This window comes from Acinetobacter sp. FL (genome assembly GCF_040744925.1).
Taxonomy (GTDB): Bacteria; Pseudomonadota; Gammaproteobacteria; order Pseudomonadales; family Moraxellaceae; genus Acinetobacter; species Acinetobacter radioresistens.
Genome location: NZ_CP160437.1, coordinates 636047 through 654701, shown reverse-complemented (window position 1 = coordinate 654701; position 18655 = coordinate 636047). Strand labels below are relative to the sequence as shown.

The following is an 18655-nucleotide window of genomic DNA, read 5'->3' as shown; positions in this document are numbered from 1 at the left end:
TTTATTTTTTATAAACGGCATTGAACTAATAAATTACACGTGTGGCTGGCCAAGTACCAGTCTCTTGATGAATGCACCGGTCATTTTTGGTTCATTATTTTTTTCTATAGCAGGTTTCCAGCACTTCTTCTTTGACTGTCAGCATCAGTATTTAAGATGCTAAATATCCCAAATTACAAAAAGCAGGGCGAGTGCCCTGCTTTTTATAAGTGTACCAGATTAGGAAACCTTTAAATTGAGTTCCTGTTGCATCATTTCACGGATTTTATATTTCTGGGCTTTGCCTGAAGCCGTTAAAGGAAAAGCTGTTACAAACCGGATATAACGCGGCACTTTCTGGTGGGAGATATGTTCCTTGCAGTACTGTCGGATAATTTCTTCACTGGTATTACTATGCGGATGCAGGATAATACAGGCACAGAGTTCTTCACCATATTTCTGGTCAGGTACACCTACAACCTGTACATCAGACACATCGGGATGAGTATATAAAAAATCCTCTATTTCTTTAGGGAACAGGTTTTCCCCTCCCCGAATGACGACATCTTTAATACGGCCCTTAATCTGGATAAAACCCTCCTGGTCCATTTCCGCCAGATCTCCGGTATGCATCCAGCCAGTCTGATCAATCACTTCTTTAGTTTTTTCTTCATCTTCCCAATAGCCCAGCATGACTGAATAGCCCCGGGTACATAGCTGGCCAAGTTTGCCACGCGGTACAATCTTGCCGTTACGGTCGATAATCTTGATTTCTACGTGCGGATGTATGCGTCCCACTGTATTGACCCTAGTTTCAATCGGGTCATCTACCATACTCTGGGCACTTACCGGCGAGGTTTCAGTCATGCCATAGCATATGGTTACTTGTGACATATGCATGCGGTCGATCACACGCTGCATAATCTCACGCGGACACGGACTGCCCGCCATAATTCCGGTACGCAGGCTGCTCAGGTCAAACTCATTAAACTGCTCATGTTCCAGCATGGCAATAAACATAGTAGGCACACCATAAGCAGCCGTACATTTTTCCTGTTCAATAGCTTTTAAACTGCTAAGTGGATTAAACACATCACATGGATAGACCATTGCAGAACCATGAGTTACACAGGCCAGATTTCCCATGACCATACCAAAACAGTGAAATAGTGGTACCGAAATACATACCCTGTCCTGTGGAGTAAGTAAAATTCGTTCACCAACAAAATAGCCATTATTCAGAATATTGTTATGGGTCAGCATGGTCCCTTTGGGGTTACCGGTAGTACCAGATGTAAACTGGATATTAATAGTTTCATCGAATTGTAATTCCTGACCGATATTTTGCAGCGCCTGCAACTGCTCTGAGGTAGGTGAAGTCAGTAAGTCATCGAAACAGTGGAAAGCAGGATGAGCCTGATCATCAATTTTTATCAGATGTTTTAAATGCGGCAGTCGCTGTAAAGACAGTTCACGGCTTTGAGTTTCATGCAGCTCAGGAACAATCTTGAGTAAAATTTCCTTAAAGTTACTTGTTTTGCACTGTACTGCCATAATCAGGCCAACACAGGACACCTTGTTGAGCACATATTCAAGTTCATGACTGCGATAAGATGGATTCAGATTAACCAGAATGATACCTGCCTTAGCCGTGGCAAACTGTGCAATAGTCCATTCCACACAGTTGGGTGCCCAGATTGCAAGGCGATCACCTTTTTTTAGTCCCAGCTCAAGCAGGTTACAGGCAAAGGCATCAACCAGTGTTCTCAATTCTGCATAACTGATGCGACGATTTTGGTGAACCGAGACAACGGCATCCTGTGCAGCATATTGCGCACATGCCTGATCAAATTTCTGTCCAATGGTCATGCCTAGTAAAGGTTGCTCACTTGCACCAGATGCATAACTTAATTGTGTATCTGTCATTGAATCCTACTCCTTGATTCATTGTCATTGTGTTTTTCAGATTGTTATTAGGGGTCGATACATGACCCCGGTTTTCATTGTGTTTTACGTATTGTTATGTGCAATTCTTTGTTCAGTTCTTTCTTATCCATACAACAGGCATGTTTAGGTGTTAATTTTCTCCTTGTACCGGTTGAGGTGCACGAACGACTGCCTGCAGACAGAACTCGGCTACATAACGGACAAAGTCCTGCTTATCAAACTTTTTACGGCGAGCCGGGTCAATCGGCTCGACTACAGCAAAAGTCATGGCACCAACAATACACAGGGCTGCGGTATTGACATCGTCAAAACTAAAATCTCCACTTTCCTGCCCTTCTTTCAAAATATCAATAATGGCATTCTTAATTAGCTGCTTAACCCGTACACGCTCAATTTCGATAGCCACATCCACCGGTTCGAAGATGAGTGAATAAGCCAGCTGCGGTCCGGTAAGTGCGCGTTTTACAAAGGCTGTAACTGCCTTAAACAGTTTTTCTTTTGGCGGCAGGTCTTCCCGGTAAATGGACTCAAGAATGCGGATTTCCTGCATGGCAGCGTCGGTCAGGACTTCCACGAGTAACTGGTTTTTTGAATTAAAGTAACGATAGACCAGACCGCTTGAAATACCAGCCAGTTCTGCAATGGCATTAATCTGGGCATCTTTAAATCCCCCACGAGCAGTCAGGTCACGTGTAGCCTGTAAAATGGCCAGCCGGTTCTGTGCCATCCGTTCTTCCATCAGAGAAGATCTTTTATAGTTCATAAGAAAAATATTATTTACTTCACGCCTTAAAATGAATTATAAATCATTTTATGAATAAAGGTTCACTTTTTTAAAAAATAATTGTATTGTGAACTCAGGTCACAAAAAATATAGCTGCGAAATAACAAATACAGTTCTACAGGATGGTAGAGAATGAATTTACAAACAATTGATTTTGGAATAGATAATACCCTAAAGGCCCTACAGGAATCGGTTCAGAACTTTGCAAAAAAGGAAGTGGCGCCTCTTGCGGCCAAGGCCGATCAGGATAATCTGTTTCCAGCGCAACTCTGGAAGAAAATGGGTGACATGGGCCTGTTGGGCATGACCGTTTCTGAAGAGTACGGCGGCAGTAATATGGGTTATCTGGCACACATTCTGGTCATGGAAGAAATCTCGCGGGCCAGTGCATCTATTGGCCTGTCTTATGGTGCACATTCTAACCTCTGTATCAACCAGATTCACCGTCATGGTACTGAAGCACAGAAACAGCGTTACCTGCCAAAACTGGTATCTGGTGAATATGTAGGAGCGCTGGCAATGTCTGAACCGAATGCCGGTTCGGACGTGGTAAGTATGACACTTCGTGCTGACCAGAAAGGTGACCGCTATGTATTAAATGGTTCAAAAATGTGGATCACCAATGGCGGTGATGCTGACGTATTGGTGGTCTATGCCAAAACCGATCTGCAGGCAGGTGCCAAAGGTATGACGGCCTTCTTAATTGAAAAAGACATGAAAGGCTTTAGTCATGGCCAGCACCTGGACAAACTGGGGATGCGCGGCTCTAACACTTACCCTCTGTTTTTTGATGACTGTGAAGTACCCGCCGAGAATGTACTGGGTGGAGTGGGCAATGGTGTCAAGGTACTCATGAGTGGACTTGATTATGAACGTGCTGTACTAAGCGGCGGCCCACTTGGCATTATGGATGCCTGTCTGGATATTGTGATGCCCTACCTGCATGAACGTAAACAGTTCGGTCAGGCACTAGGCGAGTTCCAGTTAATGCAAGGCAAAATTGCCGATATGTATTCGACCTGGCTGGCCTGCAAGGCTCTGGTATACAGCGTAGGTCAAGCCTGTGACCGTGCCGATCATGGCCGTGCTCTGCGTAAAGATGCAGCGAGCGCCATTTTATATTCGGCTGAAAAAGCCACTTGGATGGCCGGTGAAGCAATTCAGACTTTAGGTGGTAATGGTTATATCAATGACTTTGCTACAGGGCGTTTATGGCGCGATGCCAAACTGTATGAGATCGGTGCCGGCACTTCAGAAATCCGACGCATGCTGATTGGCCGTGAGCTGTTCAACGAAACAGCCTGATCCCTTTAACCTTAATGCACAAGGATGACTGCCATGAACCAGATTGCAATCAAGATGAATAGCCGCAGTGAAGAATTCAAACAGAATAAGCAGGCCATGCAGGAACTGGTCGATGACCTAAACCAGCTGGCTGCCAAAATCCAGCTGGGTGGTGGAGAAAAAGCCCGAGAAAAACATCTGGCCCGGGGTAAACTGCTACCACGTCAGCGTATTGAACGCCTTCTAGATACAGGCAGCCCTTTTCTGGAAATTGGTCAGCTGGCTGCCTATGGCTTGTATGACAATGATGTACCTTCTGCCGGTGTAATTGCCGGTATTGGTCAGGTGCATGGTGTACAGTGCATGATTATTGCCAATGACGCCACAGTTAAAGGCGGTACCTATTATCCGCTTACAGTCAAAAAACACCTTCGGGCCCAGGAAATTGCCGAGCAGAACCGGCTGCCCTGCATCTATCTGGTAGACTCGGGTGGAGCTTTCCTGCCTCTCCAAGATGAAGTATTTCCAGACCGCGACCATTTTGGCCGGATTTTCTATAATCAGGCACAGATGTCTGCCAAAGGCATTCCGCAAATTGCAGTGGTCATGGGCAGCTGTACCGCAGGGGGCGCCTATGTACCGGCCATGTCGGATGAAACTATTATTGTGCGTAATCAGGGCACAATTTTTCTGGGTGGCCCGCCACTGGTCAAGGCAGCCACAGGCGAAGTGGTTACTAGCGAAGATCTCGGCGGTGGCGATGTCCATACCCGTCTTTCCGGTGTTGCCGACCATCTGGCTGAAAATGATCTGCATGCACTTGGAATCGCCCGCAGGATTGTAGCCAACCTGAACTGGAAAAAAGCAGCACAGCTTCAGCTAAAAGAGATTGAATCACCATTATTTGATGCCGAAGAGCTATATGGCATTATTCCGAGTGACAGCCGCAAACCTTTTGATGTACGGGAAATCATTGCACGAATTGTTGATGGTTCACGCTTCGATGAATTCAAGGCACGGTTTGGAACTACGCTTATTACAGGCTTCGCTCATCTGTATGGTATGCCAGTTGGAATTATTGCCAATAATGGCATTCTCTTTTCCGAATCTGCCCAGAAAGGCGCACATTTTATTGAGCTGTGTACACAACGCAAAATTCCACTGCTATTCATTCAGAATATTACCGGCTTTATGGTTGGCCGCCAGTATGAAAATGAAGGAATTGCCAAACATGGTGCCAAACTGGTCATGGCAGTTGCTACAGCCAAAGTTCCTAAAATCACGCTGGTAATCGGCGGCTCGTTTGGGGCCGGAAACTATGGCATGTGTGGCCGCGCATATTCACCACGTTTTATGTGGACATGGCCCAATTCACGTATATCGGTCATGGGTGGCGAGCAGGCTGCTAGTGTTCTTGCCACTTTACGCCGCGATGCCATTGAGAGCAAAGGCGAAAACTGGACTGCCGAGCAGGAAGACGAGTTCAAAAATCCGATTCGACAACAGTACGAGCGCCAGGGCCATCCTTATTATGCCTCTGCCCGACTGTGGGATGACGGGGTAATTGATCCTGCACAAAGCCGTCAGGTACTTGCACTCAGTTTGTCCGCGGCCTTGAATGCTCCAATTGAAGAAACCCATTTTGGCGTATTCCGCATGTAGGAGAGATTCATGAAGCATTTTGAACTGATTGAAATTGAAGAGCAGCCTAATGGAGCCACCTATATCTGGCTAAACCGTCCAGAACTGCACAATGCCTTTAATGCACAATTAATTGCCGAGCTCAACCAGTGTTTTGATGCACTTGAGCAAAACGTGAATACTCGTGTGGTAATACTGGCAGGCCGCGGCAAAAATTTCTCTGCTGGCGCAGACCTGAACTGGATGAAAGCAGCCCGTCATTTTAGTAGTGAAGAGAACCAGCAGGATGCCATGAAGCTGGCCACCATGCTGCATAAACTGGCTCATCTTAGACAGCCCACCATTGCCCGTGTGCATGGTGCAGCACTAGGAGGCGGGTTAGGCCTGGCCTCGGCCTGTGATATATGTATTGCCAGCGAAAACGCAATGTTTGCAACCTCTGAAGTACGTTTGGGACTGGCTCCCTCTACCATCAGTCCCTATGTGATTCGGGCCATTGGTGCGCGTCAGGCTTCACGTTACTTTTTAACTGCTGAGCGGCTTTCAGCACAGCAGGCTAAAGCCATCGGACTGGCTCATGAAGTCTATAGTGCCGAAGCACTGGATACAGGCATTCAACAAATAATTGAACAGCTGCTATTAGGTAGCCCGCAGGCACAAACGGCCTCCAAACAACTGATCGACACTGTAGCCGAACAGGAACTGACTCCTGAACTTATGCAGCAGACCGCAACTCATATCGCAAGATTACGGCTGGGCGAAGAGGCACAAGAAGGCCTGAGTGCCTTTTTGGAAAAACGTACACCACACTGGTGCGCTTAAGGCTATTTTCCACAAAATCATAAAAAGCAGGATAAAGGATTATGTTTAAGAAAATTTTAATTGCGAACCGTGGTGAAATTGCCTGTCGTGTCATCCGTACTGCCAAGGAACTCGGCATTCAAACTGTTGCGGTTTATTCTGAAGCTGATGCCGAGGCACAGCATGTTAAACAGGCAGATGAAGCCATCTGTATTGGTCGTGCTCCAGCCAGTGAAAGTTACCTGCAAATTGAACGGATTATAGAAGCAGCACTGCTAACCGGTGCAGAAGCGGTCCATCCGGGTTATGGCTTTTTATCTGAAAATGATGATTTTGCACTAGCCTGCCAGCAAAATGGTATCGAATTTATTGGGCCGCCGGTGGAAGCAATCCGGGCAATGGGTCTAAAAGCTACCTCTAAAGCACTCATGGAAAAGGCCGGTGTGCCGTTGACACCAGGTTATCATGGCAAAAATCAGGAGCCGGATTTTTTAAAACAGCAGGCCGATGCGATTGGCTACCCGGTGCTGATTAAAGCCAGTGCAGGTGGTGGCGGTAAAGGCATGCGTCTGGTGGAACGCAGTGAAGACTTCTTAAGTTCTCTGACCTCATGCAAGAGCGAAGCTCGATCAAGTTTTGGTAATGAAGATGTATTAATTGAACGTTATGTCACGCGCCCAAGACACATTGAGGTTCAGGTTTTTGGTGACAAGCATGGCAATTATGTTCATCTGTTTGAGCGTGACTGTTCAGTACAGCGCCGTCACCAGAAGGTTCTGGAGGAAGCCCCTGCTCCGCTGATGTCAGAAGAAAAACTTGAGGCCATGCGCCAAGCTGCGATTGACGCCGCACGCGCTGTCAACTACGTAGGTGCCGGTACAGTCGAATTTATTGTCGAGCAAGATGGTACAGCTTATTTTATGGAAATGAATACTCGCCTGCAGGTCGAACATCCGGTGACTGAAATGATTACCGGACAGGATCTGGTCGAGTGGCAGCTACGGGTTGCCTATGGTGAGCCTCTACCTAAAGCTCAGGCAGATCTTTCTATTCAAGGTCATGCCTTGGAAGCTCGGATTTATGCAGAAGATCCAGATAATGGCTTTTTACCCTCGATTGGTAAAATTCATTTTCTGCAATACCCACAGCAGAATGCACATGTGCGGGTAGATAGCGGCATTATTCAGGGCGACAGCATCAGCAGCTTTTATGACCCGATGATTGCCAAGCTGATTGTCTGGGGCAAAACCCGTCAGGATGCACTGCGCCAGATGCAGCATGCCTTGCAAAACTTTTATATTCAGGGTGTGGGTAATAATGTAGCTTTCCTGCACCGTCTGGTGGGGACTGGATCATTTAGCCAGCCAAACTTAGATACTGGACTGATCGAGCGTGAAAATATCCAGCTGTTCAGTTCAAAGCCTGAGATTAAACCATCTCTACTGGCACAAGCTGCTGTCCTCCATCTGCTTCAGCAGACGTTAAAGCACTCCCTGCCGCATGATCCTTGGCAACAGCCTAACTTCTGGCGATTGAACCAGCAGGCTAAAACCCATGTTCAGTTACGCCATCAGCAGGAAATTTATGATATTGAACTGGCTATCTTAAAACAGGGCTATCTGGTCAAGGTCCATAATCAAGATTTTAAAATTTCTGGCGAACTGACTGCATCTAATACAGCCCATCTCCAGATAGATAATCATCAACATAAGCTATGCTTTGTAAAGTGTGACTCAAGTCTGGTGCTCTTTGAACACGCACAACCCTATGAGTTTGAAATTATTGATCCGTATGCCCATGTAGAAGGCGGGGTTGAAGAAGCAGGTAATCTTAAGGCACCTATGCCAGGCATTATTACTCAGGTACTGGTAGAGCAGTTTGCTCAGGTCAAAAAAGATGAACCGCTTATGACACTGGAAGCTATGAAAATTGAATATACCATCCGGGCACCACAGGACGGTATCATTAACAATCTGTTCTTCCAGTCTGGTGATCAGGTCGCTGCGGGTGATGAATTGCTGGATTTCTGTATTGAAGCGGAGGCCTCTGCATGAATGAAAGTATCAGGATTGTTGAAGTCGGTGCACGTGATGGCCTGCAAAATGAAAAAAGTGTGATCACTTTTCAACAGCGTTACGAGTTTCTCACCCGCCTGATGGCAACAGGGATTAAAGCGATAGAAGTGGGCTCTTGTGTATCGGCAAAGTGGGTTCCACAAATGGCTAACAGTGATGAACTTTATGCACAGCTCCCGAAACAGGATGATATTTCACTGAGTCTGCTAACTCCTAATTTGAAAGGTTTTGAAGCCGCCCTTCAGGTGAGGTGTCAGGAAATTGCAGTTTTTACGGCAGCCTCAGAAAGCTTCACTCAGAAAAATATTAATTGTTCGATTCAGGAGAGCCTTGAACGCTTTCAAGATATTATGCAACAGGCCAAACAGCATAATATTCGGGTGCGTGGTTATGTATCATGTATGGTGGATTGCCCTTATGAAGGTGCAATTTCCCCCCAGAAAGTTGCAGAAGTTGCAAAGACTTTATATGACATGGGCTGTTATGAAGTATCGTTAGGTGAAACTATTGGAACCGCTACACCGTTAAGGGTTCGCGCAGTCTGGAGAGAATGTCTTGAACTCCTGCCAAAAGAAGCTCTGGCTGGGCACTTTCATGACACTTATGGCATGGCAATTACTAATATCTATGAGTCGATTCAGCAAGGAATCCGTAGCTTTGATTCTTCAATCTCCGGACTTGGTGGCTGTCCTTATGCCAAAGGTGCTTCAGGTAATGTTGCAACTGAAGATGTCTATTATCTGGTTAGCCAGATGGGTTTTGATACGGGCATACAGCTCGAAAAACTGATAGCAGCTGCAGACTATATTGCAGAGGTATTGCATCGGCCTAATCCGTCTAAATTTGCACAGGCCTATAAACAAAAACTTTGCACTGTATAAAGTCCATAAAAAATTAAGGATGAGGTCCTATGAATAATAAAGTTTATCCCTCAGCATCCGATGCGTTAAAAGATATTGTACAGGATGGTCAGCAGATTGCTGTAGGCGGATTCGGCCTGTGTGGTATTCCTGAAGTACTTATTGATGCCTTACAGGCAACGGGTGTTAAGAATCTTACCTGTATTTCCAATAATGCAGGCGTAGATGACTTCGGCTTAGGAAAGCTGCTGGCTACCCGTCAGATCAAAAAAATGATTTCATCCTATGTGGGAGAAAATAAAGAATTTGAGCGTCAATACCTGAGTGGTGAACTTGAAGTTGAACTTACCCCTCAAGGTACGCTGGCCGAAAAACTGCGGGCCGGCGGTGCTGGTATTCCAGCATTTTTTACCCAGACCGGCGTAGGCACTCTCATTGCTGAAGGGAAGGAAGAGCGAGAGTTCAACGGCAAAACCTATATTATGGAAGAATCACTGACAGCCGATATATCGCTGGTTAAAGCCTATAAAGCCGACAAAGCCGGAAATCTGGTCTTTCGTAAAACCGCACAGAACTTTAATCCGGTCTGTGCCATGGCCGGAAAAATTACCGTGGCTGAAGTTGAACAGATTGTCGAGATTGGTGAGCTGGATCCGGACGCTATTCACCTGCCGGGAATCTATGTTAACCGTATTGTACTCAATGCCACACCTGAAAAACGGATTGAACAGATGACACTGAAAACGGCGGAGGGATAAATATGGCCTGGTCACGTAATGAAATGGCACAGCGTGCCGCACAGGAGCTTAAAGACGGATTTTATGTCAACCTGGGTATTGGATTGCCGACCCTGGTCGCCAACTATATTCCAGAACAGGTCAATGTCTGGCTCCAGTCTGAAAACGGTTTACTGGGGATTGGGGAGTCTCCAACTGAAGAAACGGTGGATGCTGATCTGATCAATGCGGGTAAGCAGACCGTAACAGCCCGGCCGGGCGCTGCATTTTTCTCAAGTGCTGAATCCTTTGCCATGATTCGTGGTGGACACGTCAATATTGCGATTTTAGGGGCAATGGAAGTTTCCGAACAGGGAGACTTGGCCAACTGGATGATTCCGGGCAAGAAAGTTAAGGGCATGGGCGGAGCCATGGATCTGGTTGCAGGTGTACAAAAAGTCGTAGTACTGATGGAGCACTGTGCGAAAGACGGAACACCAAAAATTGTAAAACAGTGTAGCCTGCCACTTACAGGTAAAGGTGTAGTCCACCGGATTATTACAGATTTAGGGGTAATGGATGTCACCGAACAGGGAATCGAGCTGATTGAACTGGCTGAACAGGTAAGTTTTGAAGATATTCAGGCTGTAACCGGAGTCAGGCTCATCAATACAATTTCTACAGAACTGGCAGATTAAAATATTTGAATACAGATATTAAAGTGGTTGTAAACAGCCACTTTAATAAGCTTTGGGAACTAAAAAATTTAATTCAATTAGGATATAAATTTAAAGTGAATAATTAACTATTAAGGACGTGTTAAACTTTGTAAAAAAAAATTAAGAGTGTATCTATAATATATTTTTTTTATATTACATATAAGAAAGGAATCCAAATAATAAGAATTATTCTCTTTTAAATCAATCTATAAAATTGCCTATAATTTCTACAAAATATAAAAATTATCTCCAGTCAGCTAATTTTATAAATAAATTAAATACTTATAAAAGTTTTTATTTAGCCTGCATTTATACTGACAATGTTTACATAAGTTCTCGAATTAGTTGCATTTTTCAATATACAGTTTGCTAAGCATATTGCAAACTGATCATGAGCTTATCAATGACCCTTTTATTTCACTCCAGAGATCTCAAGGTCATTGTTCTCCTCAGCTGGGATAAGAAAGTCAGATAATGGCTTTCTTAGCTCCCATTTAGGGCCCCTTCACTCTCGCTCCCAACCAGGGGCTCTTTTTTTACCTATTAGTTTTGATAGCAGCCGTATCATTAAGCGCAGTAAGATTTTTCTGGTCGTCTCTCTGCTGATTGTTATATTTAGTCTCAATAGCCAGTTCAATCATTTCCAGTTTTTCCAAGGTAGCCTCCCGACCAGCTTGCATGCTGGCTTCACGCCCACGCACATCAAAAATATGGGCTTTTTCATGTAAGTCAGGCTGGATCACTATATCAGCATACTTCAACTCTTCATTAGCTAGCCGGTTCTGCATGATGTTAATATTCTGATTAAACAGCCCCCAGACATTTGAAGTTTCGGTATGAGTAGGCTGTGCCAGAATATCAACTGCAATAATAATATCAGCGCCCAGATCACGTGCCACCTCAACCGGTACCGGACTGGTCAGTCCCCCATCAACATATTCTTTATCACCAATACGGGTAGGAATAAACATGCTCGGAATAGATGCCGATGCGCGTACTGCCTGTCCGGTATTTCCATAGTTAAATACAGTACGGGCACCCTCTTTGAGTTCAGTGGCTACTGCATAAAAAGGTATTTTCATTTTTTCCAGCGGCATGTTATCAACCTGCTGGTTAATATAGTCTTCAACTTTCTTGCCATCAAAAAAGCCTTTCATATCCAGGGTAATATCGCGTACATCAGTGGCTTTCATATTAAGAGCAATACTCCGCAGCTCTTTTGCAGATTTTCCACTGGCATATATAGAACCTACAATACTGCCCGCACTGGTTCCCACAATAAAATCTGGACGGATTCCCTGCTGCTCCAGAACCTCAATTACCCCTATGTGCGCATAGCCCCGGGCACCGCCGCTACCCAAGACCAAAGCCACAACTGGCCGCTGCTCTAGTGTTTTAATCTGAGCAAAAGGAACCTTTTCAAACTGTGCCCGTGCATCAGTGACCATCTGTGCAGCCTGTGGCTCAGATGTTTTAAAATGTTGGCAGCCGGTCAGGCCGACCAGACTCATCCAGAGTAAGCAGAATGTGAGCTGTTTCATGGGCACTTGAGAGATCTGAGTTATTTTTCTGAAAAAGGAATTGTAGAAGTACATTTCAGAAATTGCTGTATAAAATTTATTTAAATTGTCATGATTGGACTTTAAACTCAAGCCATTTGTGAGAAGAATATCGATCATGAATTTATCTGTTCAGTATCTCACTATTTTTCTTATTTTTTTAAAACTGGGTTGTACCTCATTTGGAGGACCAGCTGCACACCTGGTCTTTTTTCACCGCACCTTTGTTGAAAAATATTGCTGGCTGACTAGCGATGAATATACGCAACTGGTCGCATTAGCCCAGCTTCTTCCCGGCCCTACCAGCAGTCAGGTTGGACTCGGTATCGGTTACTTACAAAGGGGTTATGGGGGCGCTCTTCTGGCTTGGCTTGGTTTCACCTTACCCTCTATAATTTTAATGCTGGGCTGTGCACTACTGAGCGTTTCCCTGTCTTCCTGGCTTTCTTCATCAGTTTTTCATACAGTACAACTTATCGTACTGGCTGTCGTAATTTTTGCTTTCTGGCAAATGTTAAAAAACTTCTGCAGTACGGTCTGGCAATTTATTCTGATGCTAGCTTCAGCACTTATTATTTATTTTATACCGCTAGCCATGAGCCAGCTGCTGGTGATTATCTTGGGTGGCGTGGCAGGATTATACTGCGTTCATACAGCGAAACTTGCTGTACCAATAGTTATAAAAGATCAGCCAGAAATACAAAAGACTGTCTCTACGCCCTTTCGTGCCTATTATTGGCTGTTGATATTTGTTGGCCTGTTTATATTACTTTTTATCATGCAATGGTGGGCACCTTCTTTTGCTGTACAAATATTTGAAAGTTTTTACCGTTCAGGCTCACTGGTATTTGGCGGAGGACATGTTGTGCTTCCTCTCTTATACCAGGAACTGGTAACGTCCAGACTAATTGAAGAATCAAATTTTGAACTAGGTTATGCCTTTGCACAGCTTGTACCTGGACCTTTATTTACTTTTGCTTCTTACTTGGGTGCATTCTTACCGGTTACTTCTTCTCCATTAATTAATGCAGCGATTACTACAGCCGCCATTTTCCTTCCTTCATTTTTACTGATTTTCGGAACACTGCCTTACTGGTCTATCTTATTAAGGCAGACAAAAATTCAGGCTGCAGTTTATGGAATCAATGCCGCAGTAGTCGGTTTACTGCTGGCGATGGTAGTGCAGCTCGGACAAAAAGGTATCCAGCACTGGAGTGATATAATTTTTGTTGGACTTGTTATTGCTTTACTGAACAGTAAAATTCCGGTTCTATTGAGTTTACCACTCTCATGTTTAGGCTATTTTTTATTTTCACTTTATTTCTGATCATAAAAAAGCTCCTCGCAAGGAGCTTTAAACAGGTTCTACCAAATATCTGAATCGACTTTCTTCTTGAGTTCCGGATACTTATCTATTTTAAATTCCGGCTCCTTAATGCCTTTTTTAAGCTGAGAGCTATAATCTTTCAATAACATTCGCAAGAAAGGCGTCAGGAGTAAAATAGCAAACAGGTTAATTGTTGCCATTAAGCCCATGGATAGATCCGCCATTGACCAGACCAGTGGTACGCTGGTAATCGCGCCAAAATATACCATTGCCAGTACCAGAAGACGAAATACAAACATGACTTTTGGCTGATTATTGATAAATTGAACGTTACTCTCAGCATAGGCGTAATTCCCGATAATAGAAGAGTAAGCAAACAAGAATAAAATCAGGGCCAGAAAATCATCACCCCAGCTACCGATCTGACTGACCAATGCCATCTGGGTGAGCGTAACGCCCTCAAAACCTGCTTCATGATACAGACCGGAAGCCAGAATGATAATCGCAGTACATGAGCACACTACAAAGGTATCTACAAATACTCCAAGCATCTGTACTAGCCCCTGGTCTACCGGATGTTTTACATCTGAAGCAGCTGCAGCATTCGGTGCAGACCCCATGCCGGCTTCATTTGAAAACAGGCCACGTTTAATACCCTGCATCATGGCCATCGATACCATTGCACCAAAAAAACCACCCGCAGCAGCATCAAACTTAAAGGCTTCAGTAAAGATCAGTTTGAATATATCTGGAAGAATACTGAAATTTATTATGGCAATATAAAGTGCAACTGCCAGATAGAGCACAGCCATTAATGGCACCATACGCTCTGCCACGACCGCAATACGCTTGATTCCACCAAAAATAATTGCTGCGGTCATAATGACCAGTACTACGCCAACCCAAGAAACTTCAAAACCCAGTCCACCCAGATCAAGCATAACATTTGCACGGTCCCAGCCCCAGGCATGAGCAGTTGCATCTACAATCGAGTTAGCCTGTACTGCATTAAATACAAAGCCATAAGCTAAAATAAGAGAGAGTGCGAATACAACGCCTAACCATTTCTGCTTTAAACCTTGGGTAATGTAATAAGCTGGCCCTCCACGGAATTGCTGGTTCTGATGATCACGTACTTTAAATAGCTGTGCCAGTGAGGACTCAACAAATGCTGAACTCATCCCCAGAAATGCAGTAAACCACATCCAGAATACGGCGCCCGGACCGCCAATTGCAATTGCAATTGCGACACCTGCAACGTTCCCTACCCCAACCCGACTCGCCAGACCCGTAACAAAAGCCTGAAACGGGGTAATACCATGCTGATCGTCACCTTCTTTACGGCTGCCCTTCATTACACGGATACTGTGTAAGAACAGGCGAATCTGAACTGCGCCGGTTAGAAGTGTATAAAACACTCCAACCACCACCAGAAAGACCACCAGAAAATCCCATAAAGGATCATTAAAGAAACTTACCCAAGCCATTAAACGGGTATTTAGTTGTTCATCCATACAATCTCTTGCTACTCAAATTTGTAAAATATCGCCGACTTTAACCTCAATAAAAAAGCCCCGTATGAGGGGGACTTTTTTATGAATGCCTGTTAAGCAAAGAATTTTAGAATCAGCTGAATCACGGTTGCGTTGATCAGGTCAACAAAGAAAGCGCCACATAATGGTACGATCAAAAAGGCTTTATGTGATGGACCATACATATTGGTAATCGCCTGCATGTTTGCAACCGCTGTTGGGGTTGCGCCCATACCAAAACCACAATGGCCAGCAGCCAGTACTGCGGCATCATAATTTTTGCCCATTACCCGGAAAGTAATGAAAGCTGCATACAATGCCATAGTTAAAGTCTGTGCGCCTAAAATCACTACCAGTGGACCTGCCAGATCAGCCAGTTGCCACAGTTTTAAAGACAGCAGTGCCATAGCCAGATAAAGTGACAGTGAAGAATTACCAAAGACATCAATTGCACGATCAAAGATATCAACTTTGAATATACTTTCTAGAACGTTACGCAGAACTACCCCACCGCCCAAAGCCCATACAAAGGTTGGTAGTTCAAACCAGGTACCTTTACTGTAACCCGTCATAAACTCGGCAAAGGCCAGACAGGCAGCGAACATGCCCAAGGTCGTAATCGCATTGTCAGCAGTAATCAGGCGTACCTGATGCGGATTTTCAAAAGGTGCAAGCTCGGGAAAATCGGGTGCAGGATGTGTGTCCCGATCATTAATCTGACGCACGGTGCGTGGCTGAGACAGGTTGTATCGGTTAATTAAAAGTTTAGCCAATGGGCCGCCAATAATACCGCCAATAATCAGACCGAATGTTGCACTGGCCATCCCCAGAGCAAGTGCGCCTTGAATACCGTGTTCAACTTCCAGGATTTCGCCCCAGGCACCCGCTGTACCATGCCCACCGGTCAGAGTAATTGAACCTGCTATCAGACCGATCAGCGGATCAACTCCCAGCAAACTGGCCAGACTCATACCGACTGCGTTTTGTACTACAATAAATGAAGCAACACAGATCAGGAATACCACCAAACCGATACCACCTTCTTTTAGCTTCATAAAGTTGGCACTTAGGCCAATGGAAGCAAAGAAAATCAGCATGAAACTGGTCTGTAACTCACTGCTAAAAGTAATACTGTAACCCCAGAGGGAATGCACAAGTAACGAGACTACCGCAGCAACCAGACCACCGGCCACAGGTTCGGGAATGTTATAACGACTCAGAAAACCGATCTTGTTTACAAGGAAGCGGCCAAGAAGTAAAACAATTACTGCTGCAATAAGCGTGTAAAACGCATTAAAGGTAAATTCCATAAGAAGATCCATCAAATATGGCTAATGTCTTTCTTCATACTTTATTTTATATAAAATGCCGATTTTATAATCTATAGGCAACTTTACTTCAAATAAATTAAAGCATGCTGTAATCACAAGAATGTATCGCGTCTTTAAGTTAAGGATACATGAACTGTTCTATCTAAGAACGGAAAGTATCAAAACTCGACTGTATTACATCTTGCCTTATATTGAAGAAACATGGCCTTTGCATTTGGACCCCCATCCGGGATGCAAAACACAGCAACTTTAATGTATGGGTAAATACATGTTGAAACTGCTGAACAGGCTTAATACTGAGAGATAAACTCATTATAAGCTCCAAACTGTTGAATGAGTTCTTCTATAGAATACTACCTAGAAGTTGACTCGATGGAAGTTAAATTATCTTGGGTGTACAGATTAAAAAATTTGCTGATTATGCAGTTTTTTTTAAGGGATGTCTTGGGGGGATTGCAAATTTATCTACGACCTTAGTCTGACCTTTTTACTTCATTTTTATTTGAATTAGTCGAAAATATAAGAAAAATTCTTATTTGAATATAAAAAAACTGAGGCATGTGCCTCAGTTTTTAGTTTATTTACAATGATTTAGAAATCATATTTAGCCATCATGCCAATGCGATTATCTTTACCTTTGTCACCGGCAGCGGTTTCACGCTCACCATACACATATTCAGCACCAAAAGTGATTGGTTTAACCGGATTAAACATTACGTTTAACCAGCCTTGTTGTAGCTGATCATTTTGCGAGCCAGTTGCATCATCATAGAATATTGCGCCGTAGCCCAAGGTACTACGCCACTGCGGTGTGAACTTGTAGGTCGCGCCTAAAGACACAGCATTAAATTCATTCAGCTCAATACCATCGCCCTCAGGGGTATAACGGTTTTCTGTGTAAAGCAGGAACTTGTCATCACCCTTAACATGAGAATAATCAGCATTTAAGGTTAACTGGTCAGTTGGTTTAAAGTTGGCACCCACTGCCAGACCCCAGCCTAATTCTGTTTCATCGAAATAAGGCGCTGGTTGATTTGTTGTGCTATTTAAAGCTCTCGCGCGCACTTCCTGTAACAGCGCACGACCAGTTACTACGCCTGCACCATCAGCAAATTTATGGTTAATTTTAGCAGTAGCTGCTGGCAGACGGTTATCATCATTACCTTTTTCCAGACCCAGGAAGTAGCGGGTATTGGCATCTAGAGTATGGCTATAACGTACCATTGGAGTACGGTAGGTTCCGATACCAAGCGGTGCATTAAAGTCCAACATTTCTGGTGTGGTTTCAGAAGAAAGGAATGAAGAAGTAGTCTGACCAAACAGCCAGTCATTATAAGTCAGGTAGGCATGACGAATACGTACTGTGTCATTGCTGCTTCCACCACGGAAATCGACTTCAACTTTACCCCCAATATCTGCACCCTGGATTGGAGTTTTAAAATCCACTCCGATACGTGTAGTAGTCGCAGTGGCATCAAACCGATCTTCAGTGGCTTCCTTATCTGACGCATTATCCAGAGTTACTGTATTAATGCGGTTAAAGATCCCTCTTCCACCTTCAAACTGATAAGCTGCATCACCACGGACAAAACCGTAAAGCTTAACTTCCGCACCGTTTGCTGTACGGGCTGTTAAACCGGTTGCAGGCGTAGCAGGTGCCGGCGGGCTGGCATTATTACCAGACTGCTGAGATAAAGGTACAACTTGAGGTGTAGCTTGCAGTGCTGAAGAACTTGCTACAGTATTTTGCCCCTGATTGGAAGCTTGAGGTAAATGCTGGTGAATCAATGCCTTGAGTTCTTTAACCTCAGCACGAAGCTGTTGAAGCTCTTGTTGTTCTGTCATGGCATGTGCCGAGTTCATCATCAGTGCAGCAACTGCAACCGCGAGTCCCTGTGGCAGAAAAGCTTTTCGGCTAGATACTTTGCTCATCCTAATCTCCAGAAATATTATTATGTCCGCATCCGTGCAAGGTTGGCCAGGTCAGCCTGCAAGTTCAATTATGCTATTCCTTAAGTACTGCCAAACTCTTTTAAAAGTACTGCACTTAAATGCTTACAAAAATTAAAATAAAAACGCTAAAATTCCGTTGTTAGTAAC

General features: G+C 44.4%; 14 protein-coding genes. 8 read left to right on the top strand and 6 right to left on the bottom strand.

The genetic code is table 11. The features are described 5' to 3' along the window. Nucleotides 1–219: 219 nt before the first annotated feature. Nucleotides 220–1905, bottom strand: a complete 1686-nt coding sequence (locus ABZP31_RS02985; protein ID WP_005404322.1) for an AMP-binding protein — start codon at nucleotides 1903–1905, stop codon at nucleotides 220–222. A gap of 151 nt (nucleotides 1906–2056) precedes the next feature. After that, nucleotides 2057–2689 (bottom strand): TetR/AcrR family transcriptional regulator, encoded by a 633-nt coding sequence (locus ABZP31_RS02980; protein WP_005404936.1) that lies wholly within the window; start codon nucleotides 2687–2689, stop codon nucleotides 2057–2059. Nucleotides 2690–2842: 153 nt separating this feature from the next. Between ABZP31_RS02980 and ABZP31_RS02975 the strand changes: the two genes are divergently transcribed. Genes ABZP31_RS02975 through ABZP31_RS02945 form a run of 7 tightly spaced genes read left to right on the top strand, consistent with a single transcriptional unit; the run spans nucleotide 2843 to nucleotide 10785 of the window. Then, nucleotides 2843–4015 carry an isovaleryl-CoA dehydrogenase gene (locus tag ABZP31_RS02975; RefSeq protein ID WP_005404324.1) on the top strand — a complete coding sequence of 391 codons (1173 nt, stop codon included), beginning with the start codon at nucleotides 2843–2845 and terminating at the stop codon, nucleotides 4013–4015. Nucleotides 4016–4048: 33 nt separating this feature from the next. Further along, nucleotides 4049–5656, top strand: a complete 1608-nt coding sequence (locus ABZP31_RS02970; RefSeq protein WP_005404325.1) for a carboxyl transferase domain-containing protein — start codon at nucleotides 4049–4051, stop codon at nucleotides 5654–5656. Between the two features lie 9 nt (nucleotides 5657–5665). Next, nucleotides 5666–6457: an enoyl-CoA hydratase-related protein gene (locus ABZP31_RS02965; protein ID WP_005404326.1), complete on the top strand. Its 792-nt coding sequence runs from the start codon at nucleotides 5666–5668 to the stop codon at nucleotides 6455–6457. Nucleotides 6458–6498: 41 nt separating this feature from the next. Next, the gene (locus ABZP31_RS02960; RefSeq protein WP_005404327.1) at nucleotides 6499–8490 is read left to right on the top strand and encodes an acetyl/propionyl/methylcrotonyl-CoA carboxylase subunit alpha; all 1992 of its coding nucleotides are present in this window, start codon (nucleotides 6499–6501) and stop codon (nucleotides 8488–8490) included. After that, entirely contained in the window at nucleotides 8487–9392 is a 906-nt protein-coding gene (locus tag ABZP31_RS02955; protein WP_248134410.1) for a hydroxymethylglutaryl-CoA lyase, read from the top strand. The genes ABZP31_RS02960 and ABZP31_RS02955 overlap by 4 nt, the downstream gene beginning before the upstream one ends. A 29-nt stretch (nucleotides 9393–9421) precedes the next feature. Beyond that, complete coding sequence (locus tag ABZP31_RS02950) at nucleotides 9422–10129, top strand: CoA transferase subunit A (protein WP_005406924.1); 708 nt, start codon at nucleotides 9422–9424, stop codon at nucleotides 10127–10129. A gap of 2 nt (nucleotides 10130–10131) precedes the next feature. After that, a complete protein-coding gene (locus ABZP31_RS02945) occupies nucleotides 10132–10785 on the top strand; it encodes a CoA transferase subunit B (protein WP_248134412.1) in 654 nt (217 codons plus the stop codon). Between the two features lie 557 nt (nucleotides 10786–11342). Here ABZP31_RS02945 and ABZP31_RS02940 read toward each other — a convergent pair. Beyond that, complete coding sequence (locus ABZP31_RS02940; protein ID WP_034683954.1) at nucleotides 11343–12347, bottom strand: patatin-like phospholipase family protein; 1005 nt, start codon at nucleotides 12345–12347, stop codon at nucleotides 11343–11345. Between the two features lie 136 nt (nucleotides 12348–12483). Between ABZP31_RS02940 and chrA the strand changes: the two genes are divergently transcribed. Next, entirely contained in the window at nucleotides 12484–13692 is a 1209-nt protein-coding gene (gene chrA / locus ABZP31_RS02935; protein WP_248134414.1) for a chromate efflux transporter, read from the top strand. A gap of 38 nt (nucleotides 13693–13730) precedes the next feature. Here the strand turns inward: chrA and ABZP31_RS02930 are convergent, their stop codons facing one another. The 3 genes from ABZP31_RS02930 to ABZP31_RS02920 all read right to left on the bottom strand — a co-directional run bounded on the left by ABZP31_RS02930 (nucleotide 13731) and on the right by ABZP31_RS02920 (nucleotide 18487). Further along, on the bottom strand, nucleotides 13731–15206 hold the full coding sequence (locus ABZP31_RS02930; RefSeq protein WP_005024851.1) for a sodium:alanine symporter family protein: 1476 nt from the start codon (nucleotides 15204–15206) through the stop codon (nucleotides 13731–13733). Between the two features lie 92 nt (nucleotides 15207–15298). After that, nucleotides 15299–16534 carry a sodium/glutamate symporter gene (gene gltS, locus ABZP31_RS02925; RefSeq protein WP_005016037.1) on the bottom strand — a complete coding sequence of 412 codons (1236 nt, stop codon included), beginning with the start codon at nucleotides 16532–16534 and terminating at the stop codon, nucleotides 15299–15301. A 612-nt stretch (nucleotides 16535–17146) separates the two neighbouring features. Further along, on the bottom strand, nucleotides 17147–18487 hold the full coding sequence (locus tag ABZP31_RS02920) for a DcaP family trimeric outer membrane transporter (RefSeq protein WP_111280514.1): 1341 nt from the start codon (nucleotides 18485–18487) through the stop codon (nucleotides 17147–17149). Nucleotides 18488–18655 lie beyond the last annotated feature (168 nt).

Coding starts and splice junctions, on each gene's coding strand:
- chrA (WP_248134414.1), top strand. CDS start 12,484: ATGAATTTATCTGTTCAGTATCTCACTATTTTTCTTATTTTTTTAAAA.
- gltS (WP_005016037.1), bottom strand. CDS start 16,534: ATGGAATTTACCTTTAATGCGTTTTACACGCTTATTGCAGCAGTAATT.
- ABZP31_RS02930 (WP_005024851.1), bottom strand. CDS start 15,206: ATGGATGAACAACTAAATACCCGTTTAATGGCTTGGGTAAGTTTCTTT.
- ABZP31_RS02945 (WP_248134412.1), top strand. CDS start 10,132: ATGGCCTGGTCACGTAATGAAATGGCACAGCGTGCCGCACAGGAGCTT.
- ABZP31_RS02970 (WP_005404325.1), top strand. CDS start 4,049: ATGAACCAGATTGCAATCAAGATGAATAGCCGCAGTGAAGAATTCAAA.
- ABZP31_RS02920 (WP_111280514.1), bottom strand. CDS start 18,487: ATGAGCAAAGTATCTAGCCGAAAAGCTTTTCTGCCACAGGGACTCGCG.
- ABZP31_RS02940 (WP_034683954.1), bottom strand. CDS start 12,347: ATGAAACAGCTCACATTCTGCTTACTCTGGATGAGTCTGGTCGGCCTG.
- ABZP31_RS02950 (WP_005406924.1), top strand. CDS start 9,422: ATGAATAATAAAGTTTATCCCTCAGCATCCGATGCGTTAAAAGATATT.
- ABZP31_RS02955 (WP_248134410.1), top strand. CDS start 8,487: ATGAATGAAAGTATCAGGATTGTTGAAGTCGGTGCACGTGATGGCCTG.
- ABZP31_RS02985 (WP_005404322.1), bottom strand. CDS start 1,905: ATGACAGATACACAATTAAGTTATGCATCTGGTGCAAGTGAGCAACCT.
- ABZP31_RS02965 (WP_005404326.1), top strand. CDS start 5,666: ATGAAGCATTTTGAACTGATTGAAATTGAAGAGCAGCCTAATGGAGCC.
- ABZP31_RS02960 (WP_005404327.1), top strand. CDS start 6,499: ATGTTTAAGAAAATTTTAATTGCGAACCGTGGTGAAATTGCCTGTCGT.
- ABZP31_RS02975 (WP_005404324.1), top strand. CDS start 2,843: ATGAATTTACAAACAATTGATTTTGGAATAGATAATACCCTAAAGGCC.
- ABZP31_RS02980 (WP_005404936.1), bottom strand. CDS start 2,689: ATGAACTATAAAAGATCTTCTCTGATGGAAGAACGGATGGCACAGAAC.